The following is a 16,370-nucleotide window of genomic DNA, read 5'->3' as shown; positions in this document are numbered from 1 at the left end:
TCGGCGTCCGCGGAGTGCAGCATCGCCGCGTACATCGTGGGCACGCCCTCGAACACCGTGACCTTGTCCCGGCCGACGACCGCGAGCGCCTTGGCCGGGTCGAACCGCGGGATCAGCGTCAGGCAGGAGCCGGCGGCGACCGCGGCGTTGAGCCCGCAGGTCAGACCGAAGACGTGGAAGAGCGGCAGGCACCCCATGATGACGTCGTCGGGGCCGATCTCGATCAGCGTCTCGCGGGTGAGCGCGGCGTTGGAGCGCAGGTTGTGGTGCGTCAGCTCGGCGCCCTTGGGCTGCCCCGTGGTGCCCGAGGTGTAGAGGATCACGGCCGTGTCCTCGTCGTCCCGGTCGACCGGCTCGGTGATCGGCGTCCCCGAGAGCTCGGCGGGTCCGACCGCCGACACGACGACGCCGGTGATGCCCCGGGCGCGGGCGGCCTCGGGCACGACGTCCCCGGAGCCGTCCCAGCCGTAGATCAGCGTCATCTCCGAGTCGCCGATGTAGTACTCGACCTCGCGGGACTTGAGCAGGGGGTTCATCGGGACGACGACCGCCCCGGCGAGCAGCGCGCCGTAGAACAGGACCGGGTAGGCGGGCACGTTCGGCAGCACCAGCCCGACCCGGTCGCCCGGCTCCACACCGCGCGAGCGCAGGTCGCCGGCCACGGCGGCCGCCGCGGCGTGCAGCTGCGCATAGGTCAGGACATGGTCGTCCAGCTTGATCGCCGCCTGCCCGGGCCAGGCGCGGGCGGTGGCGAGGAGATGTGCGGCCAGGTTCGTCATCGTGACTCCGGTGGAACGGTCCCGAGGACGCCCGCGGGGCGTGTCCATCCCGCGGGCGTCCGATCATGCCTGTGTGTTCTCGACCCGCCGCGTCTGCCCGATGATCGCCCGGACCGCCCCCGCGGACTCCAGTTTCGCGACGGCGTCGGCCACGGCGTCCGCCTGCGCCTGTGGCACGGTGCGGGTGGCGTTGCCGAGGAACTTCCGCCGGACCTCCTCGGACGTCAGTGGCCACTCCTGGGTGCCGTGGCTGGCCGGGACACGGTGAGCGACGACGCGCCCGTCGGTCAGGTGCAGCTCGAGCTCGCCCGGGAAGTGCGTCGGGTAGTCGCTCTTCGGGTCGGGCGGACAGGTGACCGTCGCGGCGACGGCGAGCACCGCAGGGTCGTCGAGCGGCTCGTCGTAGAAGGTGCCGAGGTCCACGCGCCGCTTGACCAGGGCCGTCGCCGCCACGAACTGGACGCTGAACAATGCGTCGTAGACCGACTTCGGGGCGATCCGCACCTCGACCGGCTCGCAGACCTGCGGGATCACCTCCGCCGGGGCCGGGCAGACGACGTGGTCGACGTCCTCGGGGCGGATCCGGTCCACGCCGAGCTCGTCGAGCACCGCGAACGCGGCGTCGGCGAAGGCGTGGATGAAGTGGCAGCACGGGTAGGGCTTGAGGGCGATCTCCGGGGTGTACCAGCGCTCGCCCAGGTCGTCGAGCCCCAGGTCGTCCGGGACGTGGCCGAGGTGGCTCGCGTACAGGCCGCGCGGGCCCTCGAACACCTCCGCCGGGCCGCGGAAGCCCGCCTCGGCCATCGTCGCGGCGACGATGCCGGAGTGGGCCGCCCAGCCGGGGTGCATCCGCTTGAGCCAGGAGCCCTGGATCTGCAGGATCCCGGCGGCCTGGCTGCCGCAGATCCCGAGCGCGCTGGTGAGCACCTCCGCGTCGAGGCCGCGGAGGCGGGCCGTGACGCAGGCGGCGGCGAAGGTGCCCGCGATACCGGTCGGGTGGAAGCCGCGGCCGTGGAACTCGCCGGCCCCCGCGGCGGCGATCCGGCAGCCGACCTCGAGGCCGATCACGAAGGCGAGCAACAGATCGTCGCCGTCGGCGTTCTCGGCCTCGCCGACGGCGAGCGCCGCCGCGAGCGCCGGGCTGGTGGCGTGGTAGATCGCGCCGATGTGGGTGTCGTCGAAGTCCAGCCCGTGCATCAGGGTGCCGTTGACCAGCGCCGCCGACGCCGCGGGCAGGGCGGTGCCGTAGCCGAGGACGTGGGCCTCGGCGCCCTGACCGAGGCGGATGCCCGCGGCGTGCGCGGCGTCGCCGAAGTCCGAACCCACCGCGGCGAGCCCTGTTCCCAGGGAGTCCAGCAGGTGGTCGCGGGCGGCGTCGAGGACATGGGCCGGGATGTCGGTCAGGCTCAGCCCGGTCGCCCACCGTGCCATGCGAGTGGATGCGGTGTCGGTCATGAGGCGTTCTCTCCGATCTCCTCGAGGCGGCGGCCGCGGGTGCGTTCGCCGAACAGCCCGACGGTCAGCCCGGCGAGCAGGATGAACACGGCGGTGGTCGTGAAGACGCCGCCGAAGCCGAGACCGGCAGCGATCGCGGCGATGAGGAAGGCGTTGCCGAACCCGCCCAGGCGGCCGAGGCCGTTGGCGAACCCGGCGCCCAGCCCGCGCAGGGCGGTCGGGAAGACCTCGGGCAGGTAGGCGTAGAGCACGGCGGTGTTGGTCTGCAGCAGCAGCGTGACCCCGAAGCCGCTGATCACCAGGGCCCAGTAGGAGCCGGTGAACGCGAAGACCAGCATCAGCGCCGCGACGGCCGAGGTGAGCACCAGCATGGTGGTGCGCCGTTGGAACCGGTCGCTGAGCAGGACGCCCAGGAGTGCGCCGGCGAACGGGGCGATCGAGAAGATGGTCGTGATGGTCAGCGCCTCGGCGGTGGAGTAGCCCTTCTCGACGAGCAGGGTGGGCACCCAGGAGTTGAAGCCGTAGAAGCCCAGCACGGCGAATACCAGCGTCAGGGTCGCGACGATCGTGCGCTTTCGCATGCCGGGCGCGAACAGGTCCGTTGCCTTCTTGTGCTCGCGGATCGCGGTGGTCTCCACGACCTCGGGCAGCGGACCCGGCAGCTGGGACTCCAGCCGCTCCACGGTGGATCGGGCCTCGTCGACCCGGCCGTTGACGGCCGCCCAGCGGACCGACTCGGGCAGGATGAACCTGGCCACGACGGCGGGCACGATGCCGATGGCGCCGAAGACGAACACCCAGCGCCAGGCGTCGGCCGAGAGCGGCACGATCAGCCGGGACGCACCGGCTACCAGCGGGACGCCGAGCAGGCCGATGCCCAGCATGAGGGCCTGGCACTTCCCGCGGCTGACGCCGGGGTACATCTCGGCGACGTAGACGATCAGCACGCCGGTGACGGCCTGGATACCGATGCCGGTGACGACCCGCAGTATCCCGAGCACGGCCAGGTTCGGTGCGACGGCGCAGAGCAACGACGCGACCGAGTAGAGGACCGTGGACCAGATGACGGTGTTCTTGCGGCCGATGCGGTCCGAGAGCCGGCCACCGAGAATGGCACCCGCGAACATGCCGAGGAAGGTGTAGGAGGTCAGCTGCCCGACCTGGGCGACCGACAGGCTCCACTCCGCCCGGATGGCCGGTGCGGCATAGGCCAGGGCGTTGGTGTCGACCAGGTCGCAGATGAAGAGGACGCCGAGGACGATCATCCAGGTCCGGTGGGACCGGGTGGTTCTCGGGAGCCGTTCGAGCCGTGCGGCCAGGCGGCCGGCGGCGGACTGGTGGTCCGCAGAGGTGCGGTCGATGGTGTCGTCCATCGTGCTCTCCTTCGAGCCGGTGGGGGTGGGGGAGGTCGGTCAGGGGATCCGGATGTCGAGCAGGGGACCGTGCTGTTGCGCGCCGAACGTGTCGCGCTCGCCAGGACCGCCCTGGGCGCCGCGGCGCAGGATCGTGGTCTTGAAGGCGAGCGCGGGCTCGAAGAACATGCAGACCCGGATGTCGTCGACCGGCACCCGGTACCGCTCGGCGACCAGTGCCTCGGTCAGCACGCCGCTGTCCCGGACCCGGGCATAGGTCTCCCGGTCCGAGAACATCACGTCGAGCGTGATCTCGTAGGGCCCGGCGTTCTTGCTGCGGACGACGCTCGCCAGCTCCGCCAGGGTGTTCATGCGCCGACCTTCCGGTGGACAACGGGAAACAGGTCGAGCCCTTCGGCGTCCATGACGTGATATAGAGCGAACACGCACGCCGGACCGATGGGGTTGTCCAGCGGGGTGAGCGGCAGGGCGAGGTTGCCCGCCGTGGCCTTCTGGCCCGGGTAAGACAGGTGCAGCACCCCGACCCGCACGCTCGTGCAGATCGCCTTGGCCAGGGCCGGTGTCGCCGCCAGGACCTCGCCGAGGATCCCGACCTCGTGTCCGGGGACCGGGTGTGGTTCCCACTCGCCCATTGTTCCGTCGCGGCCGTAGACGTGGAAGACCACGGACGCCTCGCCCGCCGCCAGCTCCGGGTGCAGCACACCCGCGTGCTCCTCGACGCGGGCGAGGAACTCGTCGAGCTGGCCGATCAGGATCGGGTCGCGCACCCCGCCGACGAACACACACCGGTGCCCGACGATCGCGGCGCCCTCGAGCTTCACGGTCCTCCGCGCGGAGGGTACGTGGACGCTGCCCGCCACCCGGACGGTGCGCTCGTCGAGCGCGGTGTAGGTGCACCCCCGCAGGTCGAGCAGTCCGGCGGGCCCAGGGAGCAGGTCCGGCCGCGACTTCTCGTACAAGGTGTGCGCGGCGACCGACAGCGGAGTGCACCGCTGGCCAGGGCCCATCGGCGTGAGATCGAACGAGTCCCCCCGGACGGTGGCGAGCACGCCACCGCCCTTGGGCTCGGCGCACGCACCACCGCACTCCAGGATCTTGCCCACGTGCCAAGCGATCCCCTCCGCCACCCCGCGGCGCTCCAGGAACGCCGCGTACGGAGCCGGGTCGTAGGCCCGTCCGGCCACGATCACGTCGACCGGGTCGGGGCCGTCAAGGACCGCCGTGAACGGTTCTGCCCCCATCTGCGCGACGATGGCGGTGCACGAGTCGACGTCCGCGACAGTCGGTCTCTCACCCCGGGGATCGGGTTCCACGCGGTCGAGCCGGTCCCGCACCACGTCGGCGGGGACGTCGGCGTATACCGCCGCGACCCGCAACGAGATGCCCTCCTCCGCCGCGATCCGGTCGATCAGGCTCACCATGCCGTCGACCTGCGCGTTGGTCCCCGCGCCGCCGGCCGATCCGATCAGCAGCGGGATCGCGTGCTCGTGGACGGCGCGCAGCATCGGGCGCAGGTCGCGGGTGTAGGACTCCTCGGTGACGAGGGTGTCGCCGAGGCCGAGCATCGAGGGGCCGGGATCGGTCGAGCCGGAGTCGACCACGATGGCGTCGACGCCCGACTCGACGACGGCGCGGAAGTCCGCCTCCGGGTAGCCGTAGCCGAGCATCCCGGTCGGGGTGAGGATCCGCGTGGGACTCATGCCGTGACGGGCAGGCTGCGGGCCGGCTCGGGAATGCTCAGGCCGAGGTTGTCCCGCAGGGTGGTGCCCTCGTACTCGCGGCGGACCAGCCCGCGCCGCTGCAGTTCGGGCACGACCAGCCGAGAGAAGTCGTCGTAGGTCCCGGGGACGCTCGCCGCGGTGAGGACGATGCCGTCGCAGCAGGTGCCCTGCCATCTCTCGAGGGTGTCAGCGACCTGATCGGGGGTACCGACGATGGTCGGGGTCTCGGCCAGCGTGCCACGTCCGGAGCTGTTCACGAAGTCCCGCACGGACGGGTTCTCTTTGCCGGACAACGTGATGACCCGGTCGCGCAGGCTCTGCCAGGACATCGCGGCGAGCTCGGCGTCGCCGAACGGCTCGTCCAGCGGGCGCTTCGAGAAGTCCGTGTTGAGCACCTCGCAGAGCAGGGCGAGACCGTCCTCGGTGCGGGCCAGCCCGGACAGCAGGCGGTGCTTCTCCCGGGCGAGCTCGGCGGTCTCGGCGGTGATGATCGAGATCGCGGGGGTGATCGCGACCGAGTCGGGGTCGCGACCGGCGTCCTCGACGGCCCGGCGCAGAGCCTGATAGCTCGCGACGCCGGCCTCCTCGGTCTTGAAGGCCGTGAAGATGACGTCGGCCCATCGGCCGGCGAACGACATGCCGCGACCGCTCATACCCGCCTGCAGCAGGACCGGCTGTCCCTGCGGCGAGCGCGGGACGGTGAAGGTGCCGTGGGTGGAGAAGAAGCGTCCGTCATGGTCGAGACGGTGCACCTTGTCGGGGTCGGCGAACTGCCCGGTCCGCTTGTCGACCGTGATCGCATCCCGGTCCCACGTGCCCCACATGCGGGTCACGACGTCGACGAACTCGTCCGCCCGGTCGTAGCGCTCGTCGTGCTCGGGGTGCCCGACCCGGCCGAAGTTCGCGGCCTCCGAGTCGTTGAGCGAGGTGACGATGTTCCAGGCCACCCGCCCGGCCGTCATCAGGTCCAGCGTCGCGAAGTGCCGGGCGACGTGGTACGGCTCGTAGTACGTCGTCGAATAGGTCGCGCCGAGGCCGAGATGCCGGGTCGCGGCGGCCATCGTCATCAGCACGACGGTCGGGTCCAGCTTCACCGTGCGGATGCCGTGGCGGACGGCGATCTCGTGGCTGCCGCCGTAGATGTCCGGCATCGCGAGCCGGTCGTCGAAGAAGGCCATGTCGAACCGGCCGTCCTCGAGCGTGCGGGCGATCCGGGCGAAGTACTCGGCAGTGAGGAAGTCCTCCTTCGAGCCGGCGGCCCGCCACGAGCCGGGGTAGTTCGAGCAGTTCTGCGCCTGTAGGAACGCGATGAGCGCGAATCCGCGATTCGTCGACATTGGACAGTCCTCGTCCGCTCGGGCATGCGTCGATGCACACGCTGCTGTCGTCCTGGGGGAGGGAGCGCCGCTGCTCGCGTCGTCTCCGATACGGACGATGGTGGGTGAGGTCCGCTACTCTCGACAACGCAAGGTGCAGAATGTGCAACCGAACACGAAGGGGTCCGAGCCATGACCGAGGGCGGACACATCCGCGCCCTGCGGATCCTCGAGACCCTCGCAGGGCTCCAGCAGCCGGCACCGCTGATGACGATCGCCGAGCACGCCGGTCTGCCCAAGACCAAGGCCTATCGGGTCCTACGCGACCTACAGGACAACGGCTACGTGGACCACATCGGGCGTAGCGGCTACCGGGTGGGCGCCCGCGCCATCGCCCTGGCGTCGCTCGTCGGGCCGCGCCCGGCTCTCGTCCAGCGGGCTCTGCCGGTCCTCGTCCGCCTCGCCATCGACGCGGGCGAGACCGCGAGCCTGCACTTGCGCAGCGGGGCTCACCGCGTTCTCGTGCTCCGCGCCGATCCCCCGGGTAGCACCCACCGGATCGCAGCCATCGGCGAACGCTCGCCACTGACCTCGGGCTGCGGGGGGACGGCGATCCTCGCCTACCTCCCGACCCCGGAGGTGGACATCGTCCTCGGCCGCGAGAGCCGCGTCGTGCGGCTCGACCTGCCCGACCATCTCGCGCAGATCCGCCGTCAGGGGTACGCCACCTCGCAGTCCGCCAACCACCCGGAGCTCAACGGCATTGCGGCACCGCTGCTCGACCCCGACTCGGGCCACGCCCTGGGGTCGATCGCCATCGCGGGAGCCCCCTCCCGATTGCCCGACCCGGGCCGCCTCGCGAGGCCGCTGCTCGCCGCCTGTGCTGAGCTCGGCCCCCGCCTCGCCACCGTCCTCGGTCCCAGTTCCTCGGTTCGCCTCGAGTCTCTGGACGTAACCATCCAGAACGTGCTTCAAAGCCAGGCGTGACCGTTCGCTACAGCGCGATGTGTCGCAACGGTCGCGAGTCCGAGAAGGCGGTGGACGGGAGCCCGAGGGCTCGCCGTCCGGGCCGACCGGGTTCAGCACGGACCCGGACGTCCTGTCCACGACGTCTGCGCCAATCGGTACCTGGGGCAGACCCGGCCGGTGGCGCCACGACCATCCTCGCTGTCGATGGTCGTCATCGCATGATCAACGTCCGCTGTGCTGTAAGGGTCTTCAGAAGACGCTTCTATGTGTTGTCAAGCGGCGATCTCCGTCTGGAGACAGCGATAGATCTCCCGGACGATGTAGCGCTTGAGCAGTCGTCGGATCTCGTTGTCGGCCTTGCCCTCGGCGCGGCGTTTCGCGATGGAGGCGTGGGTGCGCGGACAGATCCGCCATCGGGTCAGCACGATGTCGGACGATCCGACCGCTGCCGGCCGGGAGCGGGCTCGCTCCGGCCAGGGCGGCGAAGGCGGCGTCGTCGCGGCAGCGGCCTCGGTGCGACACGACACGATCGCCTGGGCCGCGCTGACGGGCCCGACGCCGACCTTGTCCATCAACGCCGGTGCCAGCTCACCGACGAGCTCGCGGAGTTGCGTCTTGTTGTCCTTGAGCTCGATTCCACTGTCGCGGATTGCTAGTGCCAGGCGATGTGCTTTAGCGCGCTGCACCGCCTGCTCACGGGTCTCGCCCCGGATTCCGCGGCGACGAGCGAGCGTGGTCAGCCGCGGCGGACTCATCGGACCGCGCGCGAGAGTCCGGTCCGAGTCGTCTCCGGTGAGGAGCAAGGCGCGGAGCCGGATGATCATCCGCCTCCGGTAGGTCGTCAGCTCGCGACGGGCACCGAGCAGGATCCGCAAGGCCTTGCGGTCGCCGTCGGCGCGCGGCAGAGGCAGCCTGTCGGCGTCGAGCCGACCGCCGTCATTGTCGTCCGCGCCACCCTCCTCACCAGGGGCTGGGCCGCACACCTTTGGTCAGTTCAAGTGTAATCTTGGCTCGTCCGGTTCGCTCCACCACCTTGTGGCGTTCGTAGCCTGGTCCTTTTGTGGAACCGGACGAGCCAGCTGGACCTACCGGCGTGGCTTGATAGGAGCGTGGCACCGCCCACCTGAACTATTCCCGCTGACCGGTCCTGTCGCACCGACCTCGGAAGGCAGGGAAGAGATCGCCATATGGTGGCCCTCGGAAGGGAGGCACACAGCACTGTCATATCGTTGTCGTCGTCAACGATGTCGGCCACAAGCTCGGCGAGCGCAACCTTTGCACGACCACTGCCGACCATCTGGCCCTTTACCTGGGCGGAGAAGTCCGGGCCCGAGCGGCTGTGGGTTGTCGAGGATTGCCGTCACATCTCCTGTCGAGTCGAACGCGACCTGCTCGACGCTGCCGAACGCATCGTCCGGGTGTTGCCCAAGATGATGGCCAGGCCCGCGACAGCGCTTGCCGTACGGCAAGTTCGGAGACCGAGCCGGTGGGAGAGCCTCGATCGAGCCGAGACCGCTGGGCTGCGGGAGCAACTCGCCTGGGCCGCTCTCGACCGTTCAGGCCATCGGTTCTGAGTGCACTCGGCGGGGGACGCCGCATTTCGTCAGCTCCGCCATCCAGTGATCAGTTCCTGTGCGCCGAGAGGATTAGTGAGCTGACTGCCCTGAGTATCTCCCGCCTACGCCAGCCGATCGATGGCACGCGCGCCTCCCCCTGAGACCGGGCGAGACGCCATGGCCCGCATCGCCGTCTGCATGGTCTGCCCCTCCGCGCGTCGCGGATCTCGTGGCTCGCAGGTTCAGACGTCCTTGCCGTTGTAGAGGAGCTTCTCCGCCGTGCCCGTCCATTCGACGACCACACCGGGGGCCTGCAGGGTGCCGTCGACCCAGCGGAGCTGGTCACCCAGAGCACCGGACATGGGTTCCTTCCCGGCGGCAACCATCGCGTCCTTGACCTTCGCCCGGTCGGTCGACCCGGCCGCCTTGATCGCACGCGCCACGAACCAGGCGGCGTCGTAGGCCTCCGCGGCATAGTTCGTGGGCTCCTTGCCGAACATCTGCCGGTACAGACCCGAGAACTTCTCGCTCCCCGGCGACGAGACCAGCGACGAGAAGTCCGTCGGCCACACCATCCCGGCCCCGTCGGGGCCAGCCGGCGTGAGGTTTCCGGCCCCAGCAGCGGAGTTGCCGAGCACCGGCCCGGTGTAGCCGGCCTGCCGGAGCTGGGTCATCGCCGTCACGTTGGACGCACCGCTCTGGATCAGTGCCACACCGTCCGGCTTCGCTCCGAGGATCTGCGCGATCGGCGCCGAGAAGTCCTGCGTGGTCGGCGTCGTGCCGACCGACGCCACGACGTTGATGCCGAGCTCCTTGGCGAGGTCGGGGAGGACCGTCGACCCGATCTTGGCGAGGGTCGGGGACGAGGTCGTGTAGATGATGCCGAGGGACTTCCAGCCCTGCTCGGCCACGAACTTCTTCATGATCGGATAGAAGGAGATCATCAAGGGTGTGGCCCGCCAGGTGTAGTCACCGACCACCACCCCGTCGCTGCCGGCCTGGGTGTAGATGATCGGCAGCCCAGCTTTCTGGGCGATCGGCGACATCGCCAGCGCGCTTGGCGAAGCCACAGATCCGAACACTGCCGGGATGGAGCGGTCGCTGACCGCGGTGCTGAGCTTGTTGGCCGCGGTGACCGGTTCTCCCTTGTCGTCCTCGTAGGTCACCGACAGGGTCGAGTCGCCGAAGAACCGGGTGTCGTTGATCTCCTTCGTCGCGACCTTGTACCCCTCCTCGGCACCCAACCCGGCATAGGTGAACGGGCCTGTCTCGGGATTGATGGACACGATGCGGATCGTCTGCGGAAGCCCGCCATCCACCGGGTCGGCTCCGCTGCCCGATCCGCAAGCCGTGAGTACCAGTAGGGCGAGCAAGCTCGTGGCGGTCAATGACGGCCATGCCTTACCGGGCGTCCTACTCATGTTCACGATCTTCATCTATAGTCTCCTTTGACTCGGGTTTTCTCGATGGCAATCACCTCTGCCTCGAGCAGGAAGAGTAAGTAGTTTCGATCGGCATCGGCAGAGGTCGTAAGAGGTGCTGCTACTCGGCTTCGAATCGCGCGATCCCGGCTGCACGCCCGGACGAGACCCATATCTCATGACCGACCACGAGTCCTGTGGTGGAGAGTCCATAGGTAGAGCCGTCGAAAGCCAGAACGGTCGAGATCTCTAGCGTCTCGGCGTCGATTCTCAGGACCTTGCACGGGAAGAAGCAGGTGTCTCCCGCCCTGAACGCGTCGTAAATCTTGGACGGTGTGGTGCCGAACGCTCCCGCCGCCAGGATTGATCCGTCAGGTGACCAGGTCAGATTGTCGACGAGGATCCCAAGCTTTATGGAGTCGACAGTCGTAGATCCGTGGGTCCGAGTGAGCCGTACGAGATTCCCGTCCCGCCACCCACCGATGAAGATCCGCTCTGCGTCCTCAGACACGAGAATCCCGTTGGCCCCGGCCATGGTGCTGCCGGGCACTGCAGCGCACCCGCCTTCGCTGTGCCACTCGACCGCGCCGACACTCTCGATTCCGTCGAACATCCGCGCCATCCCGCCTTCAACGCCGTCGACATCCGGATCAACGGTGCTGCTCACCAGAAAGCCACCGTCTGTGAGTGCCGCAATGTCATTGGGCCACGTGCCGCGCGGGAGGATCACTCCGCCCCGCCATGCCAGGGACGGACTCCTCTCGGAGAGATCCACGTCGAAGACTTCGACGGACTGGCGGCCGCCGTGATTCACGACGTACAGCCGATGACTACCGTCCTCGAGCGCCGAGACATCGAGCCCGTGGGGTGCGAAAACCAGAGGGTCAAGTACATCAGGGGTCGCTCCGAACGTCTCGGGGTCGTGACGAGTCGAAGAGCGATACGGGTACACCTCCTGTGCGCTGTTGTCACGGGTGTCCACGGCATAGAGCCGCCCATAGGGCACACTCCGGCTCGGCTCACCGCTCGTGATGATCCATGGAGTGCCGGGCACGTGTGCGATCTTCTCCGCATTCACAGGGCCCCGCACGATGCCCTTGAACGTTCCGACGCCCTCGAATTCTCCGCCCACACCGACCCCCTGGATGTCGCGCACGCTCACGATGCCGCCGCTGCGGCTCGAGCCGCGATTGCGGTGGTCCAACCACCGTCTACGGTGATCGTCGCACCGTTCACGTAGGACGCCTCGTCCGAGCAGAGCCACACCGCAGCCGCTGCCACCTCGCTGGGGCGGCCCCGGCGACCGGTCGGTGGAGGTCCGGACGAGGTGCTTGCACCGTGCGGGAGGGTGGCGGTCATCGGGGTGTCGACGGTGCCGGGGGCGATCGCGTTGACCCGCACGTTGTGACTGCCGTTCTCATAGGCCGCGACACGGGTCAGCATGGCCAGTGCTGCCTTGGACACGCAATACGCGCCCCGCCCCGGCACGACCGATGCGGCACCGACCGAGGTCGTGTTGACGACGGCGCCGCCACCCCCGGTTCGCATCGGTCCTAGGGCTTCGCGCAGAAGGAGCCACGGGCCCATCACGTTGATCGACATCACGCGGTCCCAGGTGTCGTCGGAGGTGGTGTCGAGCCACAGGTCATCGGTGGTGATCCCCGCGTTGTTGTGCAGGAAGTCCAACCGTCCGTGACCGTCCACCGCCGCGCGGACTACGGCGGCGACATCGCTCGCCCGAGTCACATCGCACCGAAGGAAGACCGCGCGATCGTGTCCGATCTGATCCACGACTTCGCGCCCACCCGGTTCGTCGACGTCCGCGAGGACGACGAACGCGCCCGCGGCCACGAACGCCTTCGCCGATGCTCTCCCGATTCCCGAGGCGCCGCCCGTGATGATCCCAACCTGACCGTCTAGCACATCATCTCCAGCTCCAGGATGTCAGCCGACCGACGGCCGGCCCCTCAATCAGTATCAGGGTTCAGGACGCTATTCAGCCTCGAAGGCACGTGTCAAGACCTATCCTTCCAGTTCCAGGGCATTCTGTGACCATCCATGAGCCATGATGGGGCCGGTACTATCATCATCGTTGGAGCCGCGCGAAGCGGGTGGGGCATGCTCTGTGCAGCAAGTCGTCGACCTCGACCCGCATGCAGGCAAGGGTGCGCTGGTCCTCGGCCAGTCACTCGCTCAACGGTCTTGGCGAGGGTTAGACTCTCACTGATGGACGACTCGGACGGCACGGCTGCGGTCGGCGCCGACCCCTCGCTCGACGTGCTTCCCGACCGCACCCCAGCCTCGGCATCGCCCCGTACTCGCAAGGTGTCGACGATGGTTGCCGCCGCGATCGTCGAGGACATCGTGTCGCAGGGGCACGAGGCGGGCGCCCGTCTCGCTGTCGAGGCGGCGATGGTCGAGCGGTTCCGCGTGTCAAGGGCGTCCGTCCGCGAAGGTCTGCGGCTCCTGGAAACGCATGGCGTCATCGATCTCCGGCCCGGCCAGCGCGGAGGCCCTGTGGTGCGCGAGCTGGTGGCCGGTGACCTTGCGCGAACTCTCACGCTGTTCTTCCGACTGACCAACGCCACGTACCGGGACGTGGTGGAAGCACGGATCGTGATCGAACCGGTGATGGCCAGGCTGGCAGCGGAGAGGCAGGACGCGGACCAGCTCGCGCGGCTCCGTGAGCTCGTGGAGCATCCTGCTGAGCGTCGGAACACCATGGGGTCGGCGCAGGACTTCCACGACACGATGAGCAGTGCCTCGGGTAATCCGGTCCTCGACATCCTGGGCAAGGCGCTGCGCATGGTCTACGCCGGGCACCTCCAGGCGGAGAACTTCTTCCCTGCGGACGCGGCCGGGGGGATCGCCGACCAGCACCAGGACATCGCGGACGCGATCTTCGCGGGGGACGGCCCGCTCACCGAGCAGCTCGTGGCCGATCACCTCAGGGACTACGCCGATCTGCAGGACGCCCGTACTCCGTGGCTGATGGACAAGCGGGTCGTCTGGGACGCCTAGCCCTATCGCCGCGGCCCAGGGTCGTCGACGGAACTGGTCCCATCCAACGTGAGCCGCGCCCTGGTCGTGGACCGCATCGAGGGACATGCCCATCGCCGACCTGTCGGCGTCCCACCGAGGAGGCAGCTCCGCAGTGGCGTGACTGCGTCGTCACGTTCTGGTACAACCACGACGGGGGTACGCGGACATCTCCCGGACACTCGGTGCGCGTGAGCACGGCAGGTGGGCGACCAGCGGGATCATCGCGGACCGGACCGTGTGGTCTCCCCGGCGAGGCTCAGACAGGGCCCCGGTGCGCTCATCGCCAGTCGACTCCGGTAGCGCCGGAGGGTCGACGCGGAGAATCGGTTGGTTGTTGTGTCCAGGCATGATGACCCCATGACAGGGGACGGGAGCGTCGTGGCCGCGACTCCGATACGGCGTGCTCGTCAGAAGTCCCGGCGTCTCGCGGAGATCATCGAGGCGGGCGCCCGGTTGATGTACTCACGTGGGTTCGCGTCGACATCGGTCGCTGATGTGACGGCAGAGGTCGGGGTCGCCCCCAGCGCCCTGTACCGCTACCTGCCGGGCAAGGAGAAGCTGCTCGCGGCCGTCCTCGACCGGCGGTTCACTGACTACGAGGACGCGCTGCAGGACTGTCAGGGCTGGGACGACGTCGCGGATCGACTCACCCCCATTGCGGTCGCCCACCGAGACCTAGGCGTTCTGTGGCAGCGCGAGGCACGTGCCATGGCGGTCGACGACTACGACGCGTTGGCGCTGAGGCTTCGCGCGATCGCCCGCGGGATCTCCGAGCTCCTCGACGGGCCGGGAGACGGACCACCGCCGATCGCGCGGGCGTGGTCGACGATCTCGATCCTGACCAGCCTCTCCTACCACTCCACGACGGTGTCGCGGGAGCGCCTGCTCCGGCTGCTGCCACAGCTGATTCGTGCTGTGGGCGCGCATCTCGTCGAGGGTCCGCCGCACGGATCGTGGTCGGCGCAGCCGATCGCGTCGGTGGCCCCCCCGCTGGCCGACGAGGACCTCGACGACACGGACCTCGCGATCCTCGATGCTGCGATGCGGCTTTACGGGGCGAAGGGGTACCACCAGGTCACCATGGCCGATCTGGGTGAAGCCGTCGGCATGGCCGGGCCGAGCCTTTATCACCGGTACGACTCGAAGTCCACGGTCCTTGCGGCCGTGCTCAACCGGGCCGGCCTCCGCTTGAACGCGGACGCGCGCGGGGTGCTGGATGGGGCTGCGGACTCGGTGACGGCGATGCGGGGCCTCCTGCACTCCTATGCCCGCCTGGTCACTACCGAGCCCCATGTCGTCGAGGCGCTCCTCAGCGAGGGCGCCCGGCGTCCGGACGGCGACCGGCGTCCGGTGGCCGAGCAGCACGACCGATACGTGAAGATCTGGAGTCGCCAGCTCCGTCGCTGCGTGCCCGCGCTGCCCGCGGGCGAGGCCATGGCGCGCGTGTACGCCGGGATCACCGTCGTCAACGACCTCTCCCGGACCCACTCCACCCGGGCCGAGCTCTCGGTCGACGCCCTGTGTGACCTGGCCTGGGCGGCCATGAGCGCTGGACTCGCCCTGCGCTAGCTCGTCCGAGTCAACGGCAGTCGGCCTGGTCCGGCTCTCATGCGCGCTTCCGACATCGCTCTGACCTGCATACTTGTCGCAAAACCAGAACTGTGATTAGGTAACCGCGAATCATGAGTAGGGCGATCACGACGTGATCGTCGCAGGGTCGGCATCGGCGGGGCCGGGAGCGGGGCCAGCCGGGGTCGGTTCCCGCGAAGGGGGTGGACAGGGTGTCTGTGACGCGGCGGGGTGAGGCCCGTGTGGCGAGCCGGTACTTCGTCCCCGGGGCGATCACGGACAACGGTCACGGGCAGTTCATGACCGGCCAGATGTACGTCGAGCATCTCCTGGCCCCCGAGCGGGAGTCGGCTTCGGCCCTGGTCTTCCTGCACGGCGGTGCGCTCACCGGACACTGCTGGATGCAGACCGCCGACGGCCGTCCGGGTTGGGCGCCGTCAGCGGTCGACCGGGGGTACGACGTGGTCGTCGTGGACCAACCCGATCGTGGTCGGTCCGGCTGGTCGATCAGTGCGGACGCGGACGACTTCACCCGCCTCTCGGCCGGCGACGTCGAACGGCTCTTCACCGCCTGTGCGGCTCACCGTGCCTGGAGCGGTGCCGAAGGGCATACGCAGTGGCCGGGCACCGGCCGGGTGGGTGATCCGGTCTTCGACCAGTTCTTCGCCGGCACGGTGCCTTACTTGTCCGACCATGCCCTGAGCCAGGAGCGTGCCCGGGATGCCGTGGCGGGACTCCTCACGACGATCGGGCCGGCGGTGCTGGTCACGCATTCGCAGTCGGGGCCCCAGGGTTGGGTCGCGGCCGGTGCGGCCCCGCAGCAGGTCCGGGCGATCATCGCGATCGAGCCCTCCGGGCCGCCCGGCCGTGAGTTCTTCACCGGAGAACCCGCCCGCGGGTACGGGATCTCGGACATCCCCGTCGGCCTCGATGCGGAGGGGATGTCCGTCCTCCGTGACATCCCGATCCTGGTCGTCACCGGCTCGGCCTCCTACCACGCCTGCTACGACGACGAGACCGTCGCCCTCATGCGCAGCTGGGGCCTCCGGGTCGAGCACGTGTACCTGGCCGATGTCGGCATCGTCGGCAACGGCCACATGATGCAGGTCGAGTCCAACTCAGACCAGATCCTCGAGCTCGCGCTGACGTGGCTCGGAACCCTCTGACCA

General features: G+C 69.1%; 14 protein-coding genes. 4 read left to right on the top strand and 10 right to left on the bottom strand.

Annotation, left to right across the window (positions count from 1 at the left end; all coding sequences use genetic code 11):
- The 6 genes from ABD324_RS18415 to ABD324_RS18390 all read right to left on the bottom strand — a co-directional run.
- Positions 1-779 (bottom strand): AMP-binding protein (locus ABD324_RS18415; protein WP_344418273.1); only part of this gene is annotated, 779 nt, incomplete at its 3' end.
- A 63-nt stretch (positions 780-842) separates the two neighbouring features.
- Positions 843-2,234, bottom strand: coding sequence for an MmgE/PrpD family protein (locus tag ABD324_RS18410; RefSeq protein WP_344418271.1), 1,392 nt, complete (start codon positions 2,232-2,234; stop codon positions 843-845).
- Complete coding sequence (locus ABD324_RS18405) at positions 2,231-3,607, bottom strand: MFS transporter (protein WP_344418269.1); 1,377 nt, start codon at positions 3,605-3,607, stop codon at positions 2,231-2,233. The genes ABD324_RS18410 and ABD324_RS18405 overlap by 4 nt, the downstream gene beginning before the upstream one ends.
- A 39-nt stretch (positions 3,608-3,646) precedes the next feature.
- A complete protein-coding gene (locus ABD324_RS18400) occupies positions 3,647-3,958 on the bottom strand; it encodes a DUF4387 domain-containing protein (protein ID WP_344418267.1) in 312 nt (103 codons plus the stop codon).
- Positions 3,955-5,307 carry an acyclic terpene utilization AtuA family protein gene (locus ABD324_RS18395; protein ID WP_344418265.1) on the bottom strand — a complete coding sequence of 451 codons (1,353 nt, stop codon included), beginning with the start codon at positions 5,305-5,307 and terminating at the stop codon, positions 3,955-3,957. Before ABD324_RS18395 ends, ABD324_RS18400 begins: the two co-directional genes overlap by 4 nt.
- The gene (locus ABD324_RS18390; protein ID WP_344418263.1) at positions 5,304-6,665 is read right to left on the bottom strand and encodes an LLM class flavin-dependent oxidoreductase; all 1,362 of its coding nucleotides are present in this window, start codon (positions 6,663-6,665) and stop codon (positions 5,304-5,306) included. Before ABD324_RS18390 ends, ABD324_RS18395 begins: the two co-directional genes overlap by 4 nt.
- A gap of 171 nt (positions 6,666-6,836) precedes the next feature.
- Between ABD324_RS18390 and ABD324_RS18385 the strand changes: the two genes are divergently transcribed.
- Positions 6,837-7,631, top strand: a complete 795-nt coding sequence (locus ABD324_RS18385; RefSeq protein WP_344418261.1) for an IclR family transcriptional regulator — start codon at positions 6,837-6,839, stop codon at positions 7,629-7,631.
- A 254-nt stretch (positions 7,632-7,885) separates the two neighbouring features.
- Here ABD324_RS18385 and ABD324_RS18380 read toward each other — a convergent pair whose 3' ends face one another.
- The 4 genes from ABD324_RS18380 to ABD324_RS18365 form a co-directional block, all read right to left on the bottom strand.
- Complete coding sequence (locus ABD324_RS18380) at positions 7,886-8,596, bottom strand: hypothetical protein (protein ID WP_344418259.1); 711 nt, start codon at positions 8,594-8,596, stop codon at positions 7,886-7,888.
- 815 nt (positions 8,597-9,411) lie between these two features.
- Positions 9,412-10,455 carry an ABC transporter substrate-binding protein gene (locus tag ABD324_RS18375; protein WP_344418257.1) on the bottom strand — a complete coding sequence of 348 codons (1,044 nt, stop codon included), beginning with the start codon at positions 10,453-10,455 and terminating at the stop codon, positions 9,412-9,414.
- A gap of 256 nt (positions 10,456-10,711) precedes the next feature.
- Positions 10,712-11,746, bottom strand: a complete 1,035-nt coding sequence (locus ABD324_RS18370) for a hypothetical protein (protein ID WP_344418255.1) — start codon at positions 11,744-11,746, stop codon at positions 10,712-10,714.
- 2 nt (positions 11,747-11,748) lie between these two features.
- Entirely contained in the window at positions 11,749-12,513 is a 765-nt protein-coding gene (locus tag ABD324_RS18365; RefSeq protein WP_344418253.1) for an SDR family NAD(P)-dependent oxidoreductase, read from the bottom strand.
- A 303-nt stretch (positions 12,514-12,816) separates the two neighbouring features.
- Between ABD324_RS18365 and ABD324_RS18360 the strand changes: the two genes are divergently transcribed.
- From ABD324_RS18360 to ABD324_RS18350, 3 genes are all read left to right on the top strand, one after another.
- On the top strand, positions 12,817-13,611 hold the full coding sequence (locus tag ABD324_RS18360) for a FadR/GntR family transcriptional regulator (RefSeq protein WP_344418251.1): 795 nt from the start codon (positions 12,817-12,819) through the stop codon (positions 13,609-13,611).
- A 378-nt stretch (positions 13,612-13,989) separates the two neighbouring features.
- Positions 13,990-15,201, top strand: a complete 1,212-nt coding sequence (locus tag ABD324_RS18355; RefSeq protein WP_344418249.1) for a TetR/AcrR family transcriptional regulator — start codon at positions 13,990-13,992, stop codon at positions 15,199-15,201.
- 242 nt (positions 15,202-15,443) lie between these two features.
- Positions 15,444-16,367, top strand: a complete 924-nt coding sequence (locus tag ABD324_RS18350) for an alpha/beta fold hydrolase (RefSeq protein WP_344418247.1) — start codon at positions 15,444-15,446, stop codon at positions 16,365-16,367.
- Positions 16,368-16,370: the final 3 nt, after the last annotated feature.

The sequence above is a fragment of the Pseudonocardia ailaonensis genome (assembly GCF_039531635.1).
Taxonomy (GTDB): Bacteria; Actinomycetota; Actinomycetes; order Mycobacteriales; family Pseudonocardiaceae; genus Pseudonocardia; species Pseudonocardia ailaonensis.
This window is presented reverse-complemented; position numbering and strand designations above follow the sequence as displayed.